General features: G+C 56.9%; 3 protein-coding genes. All 3 read left to right on the top strand.

Features of this window, described 5'->3' with window-relative positions; all coding sequences use genetic code 11:
• Positions 1-171 precede the first annotated feature (171 nt).
• Genes ACR0L1_RS23700 through ACR0L1_RS23690 form a run of 3 tightly spaced genes read left to right on the top strand, consistent with a single transcriptional unit; the run spans position 172 to position 3549 of the window.
• Positions 172-1800, top strand: coding sequence for a Mu transposase C-terminal domain-containing protein (locus ACR0L1_RS23700; RefSeq protein ID WP_480861123.1), 1629 nt, complete (start codon positions 172-174; stop codon positions 1798-1800).
• On the top strand, positions 1778-2635 hold the full coding sequence (locus ACR0L1_RS23695) for a TniB family NTP-binding protein (protein ID WP_233421932.1): 858 nt from the start codon (positions 1778-1780) through the stop codon (positions 2633-2635). Before ACR0L1_RS23700 ends, ACR0L1_RS23695 begins: the two co-directional genes overlap by 23 nt.
• Positions 2632-3549, top strand: coding sequence for a TniQ family protein (locus ACR0L1_RS23690; RefSeq protein ID WP_480861121.1), 918 nt, complete (start codon positions 2632-2634; stop codon positions 3547-3549). Before ACR0L1_RS23695 ends, ACR0L1_RS23690 begins: the two co-directional genes overlap by 4 nt.
• Positions 3550-3664: the final 115 nt, after the last annotated feature.

Below are 3664 nucleotides of genomic sequence, written 5' to 3'. Positions count from 1 at the left end.
CTGTCACTGTACCCTAATAAATCAGAATCTTGTCTGAAATTGTTCTGCAAAATCAATGGTAGTTTGTACTCTTAATTTTCATATTGTACCGCTAATTACCATACTGTACCCTTAATTGCCGTACTGTCGGAACTGTGGATGAGTGTCGGCCTATTGGGGCGGGGGAATTGCGTGGTAAATAAGCGTCTTGCGAAACACCGTGCAGCGGTTCTTCGGCCGATCCTGGAACTTGAGAAGAGAGGTGAGCCGATCAGCGCGGCGATCGGAGAGGCCGCTTGGGAACTGGGCTTGGCGAAAAGCCACACATGGTCGCTTTACCGGCGTCTGAGAGAGAACGATGCACGTGCCACGGCGTTGGAGTTGGACCGTCGCGGGCCGAAACCAGGGTCGAAACGGATTGCCGAAGGCGTCGAAATCATCATCGATGAGAGCCTGCGAAAATACTATCTGATCCGCGAGCGCTCAAGCTTTCTTCGCATCTGGCGCGAGATTCGTGCCGAGTGCGTGGCGAAGGGGTTTCAGCCCCCGACCCGGAAAACGGTCAAAGCTCGCCTCGACGCGATGGATCAGCGAGAGGTCTTCCGGAAACGGCGCGGGGCAGAAGAGGCTAACAAGGTCTTTGCTGCGCGTCCTGGCCGTCTTGAAGTTTCAGCCCCGCTGGAAGTCGTTCAGATTGATCATACAACTTCAGACATCACTTTGGTCGATCGGGTCAATCGACGTCCACTTGCGCGCCCCTATCTGACGGTGGCCATCGATGTCGCGAGCCGGATCGTCCTCGGGGTCTATGTCTCTTTCGATGAGCCATCTGTCTTGTCAATCGCCCTGTGTCTCGATCACTGTGTGCGCCGGAAATCGGTGCACGTCCCTGGAACTATGGAAGAGGTGGTTTGGCCGACGGCCGGAATCCCGAAGGTAATTCACGTCGACAATGCGCAGGAGTTCCACAGCGACGCCTTCAGAATGGCCTGCGAAGATTGGGGCATTACTGTCGAGTATCGTCCGCTTGGCGGCAAACACTACGGCGGCCATGTCGAACGGCTGATCGGAACGACCATGGGGGCCGTTCATGTTCTGCCCGGGACGACGCAATCCTCTATCGTTGAGAAGGGCGACTATGACAGCGAGAAGCACGCGGCCCTGACACTGACCGAGTTTGAAGACTGGCTTCATCTGGAAATCTGTCGATACCACAATACGGTTCACGAAGCTCTCGGACGAACCCCGCTCGCGGCATGGGCGGACATGGGCGGGGATACTGCGGGACGGCAGGTTGTCGATGTCGATGCCTTTAGGACCAGCTTCTTGCCCTTCGAGTGGCGCCAGCTCGGACGCACCGGGATCACGCTCTTCGGGGTCCATTACTGGAGTGATGTTTTTGCATCGTTGGTCGGACGAGCGCAGGGCAAGGTACAGGTGAAATACGATCCGCGAGACTTATCGCAGGTTTGGGTCATTACCGGTGATGGCCGCGTGATTCCGGCGCGCTACCGGGATCTCAGCCACCCGCGGATATCGCTTTGGGAAAGTCGGCGGGCGCGGAAAGATTGGCAGGAAATGCATGGTGGCCGGATCAACGAGCGGGTCCTATTCCAATTGATTGACGCGCAACGACAGTTGGCTGAAGCGGCGCGCCAAAAAACGCGGACTGCCCGGTTGGAAAACGAAAGAGACGTGCGGCTGCCCCGGCACCAACCGCGCCGTGATCCGTCGCGCGAAATGTTCGCGATTGATACAGGCAACCCTGATCTGCCTACCTATGAGATTGATGAGTTTAATGACCTCAGAAGAAAGAATTGACCGTATCCGCGGCGACCATTGGGTCGCGTTTGATCGTGCCACCATCGTTCTCAACCGTTTGACATCCCTGATGGAAATGCCACAGCAAAGCCGGATGCCCGGGCTGATGGTTTATGGAAGTTCCGGCATCGGAAAGACGATGATCGCCAAGCGGATGGCGAGCAAATATCCAACGCAGTACAACGCTGAACTGGGTGTCACAAAAACACCCATCCTGCTGGTCCAGGCCCCGCCGGCCCCGGACGAACGACGGTTCTATCAGCACATCCTGGCGACAATCGGGGCGCCTATGTGGGGTCGACATACTGTGTCCGAGCTCGAGGTGCGCGCGCTCAGTCATCTTCGGGACATGGACCTTAGGATGCTTATGATCGACGAAGTGCATAACCTGCTTGCTGGAAGCTACCGTGAGCAACGCCGTTTCCTGAACATGCTCCGGTTCCTCGCCAACGATCTCTGCGCCTCGCTCGTCGTCTTCGGTGTGAACGAAGCGCTGGAGGCGGTTCGAGGAGACGATCAATTGGCCCGACGTTTGGACGAACACTACCTGCCGCTCTGGGAAGACGATGTGGAGTTCTCTCGCCTGATCCAGACGTTGATCGCGGCGATGGCACTTGAGCAACGCTCAGGCCTTACAGTGGCGTCGCTTCGGACGATCCTGAAAGTGACCGGCGGCGTCACCTCGCGCGTGTTCATCATGATCAAATCCCTGGCTATCGATGCAATCGAGACCGGAGAAGAGCGGATCACGGACGAAGCGGTTCAAGCCTGGCAACCGGTTTGGACCAAGCATGCCTGGAACATCCCTCGACAGGCCGCGGCTGCATTCGGGTGACCGTCAGACCGCTACCGTTTCGACCGCCACCTTTGCGTGATGAGCTTCTGTCGAGCTGGATAGGTCGCTTGGCGAAGGCCAATTATTGTTCGGTCGAAGAGCTTTGTGGCTATCTGGGTTTGGGGCAGGGCAGGGTGCCGGAATGTGCAAGCGACCTGCAGATGGCGAACTGGGCCATGCTATGCGGGGTGGTTCAGCGGTCCCCGGATGAAATCGGCAGCATGGCTCTTCCGGATTCAATACATCATGATGTGCAATACGTGTCCCGGCATGACTTCCAGTATTGCCCGGGGTGTGTTGCGAAATCACCCGATTTGGTGCTTCGACATTGGCGCTTGGCATGGTCGATGACCTGCGAAATCTGTGGCCAGGCCTTGGAAGCCAAGAATCCAGCCAATGATGTATCACGCAGACTTCATGCACGCGCTTTGCGCGGCGCGGAAGTTCTGAAGACGGCTGCCGCCATGACCGATCTCGCGCGGTTGAACCGGATCAGTCTGACCCTGCAGGTCATATCGGTGCTGAAAATCGGGCGACTTTGGTCGCTCACCTCCGGGAACAAGCGCGAAAGGCTACTGGCACTTGCGGCGGTCGGTATAGGCACGACCCGTCCCTTGTTGGGTGCCGCCATCATATTGCGAGGAAACGACCGGGCGGCCCGGAAGTTGAGTCGCGTCTTTCCTCAACATCGCCGGGTGATCGAGCGGATCAGTGGATTGTCGCAGGACCTCAGTCGACCGCTTACTGGACTGGGTGAAACAGGGCATCCAACCGGCCATGAAACACATGGATTGTGCCGCTCAAAAGTGTCGGAGAGCGCTTTGCAAGCCGCTCGTCAGGCCATCTCAGAGCTCGGAGCAGACGCAAATCGTCAGGCGCTTCTGATGCGCGCCGATGCAATTTGGAAGCGCTAAAGTGGGGTCAAGTTAAAAGCCACGGCACCTGTGGATATATTGCAATTAAGGGTACAAAAAAGCCCCAAAAAGCTGTGAATCCGCAAATTCTGATTAATTAGGGTACAGTGACAGC

This window comes from Ruegeria sp. J8 (assembly GCF_056531925.1).
This window is presented reverse-complemented; position numbering and strand designations above follow the sequence as displayed.

Bases quoted from the DNA above. Each gene is read 5' to 3' on its own strand.
- ACR0L1_RS23695 (WP_233421932.1), top strand. From the start codon at position 1,778: ATGACCTCAGAAGAAAGAATTGACCGTATCCGCGGCGACCATTGGGTC.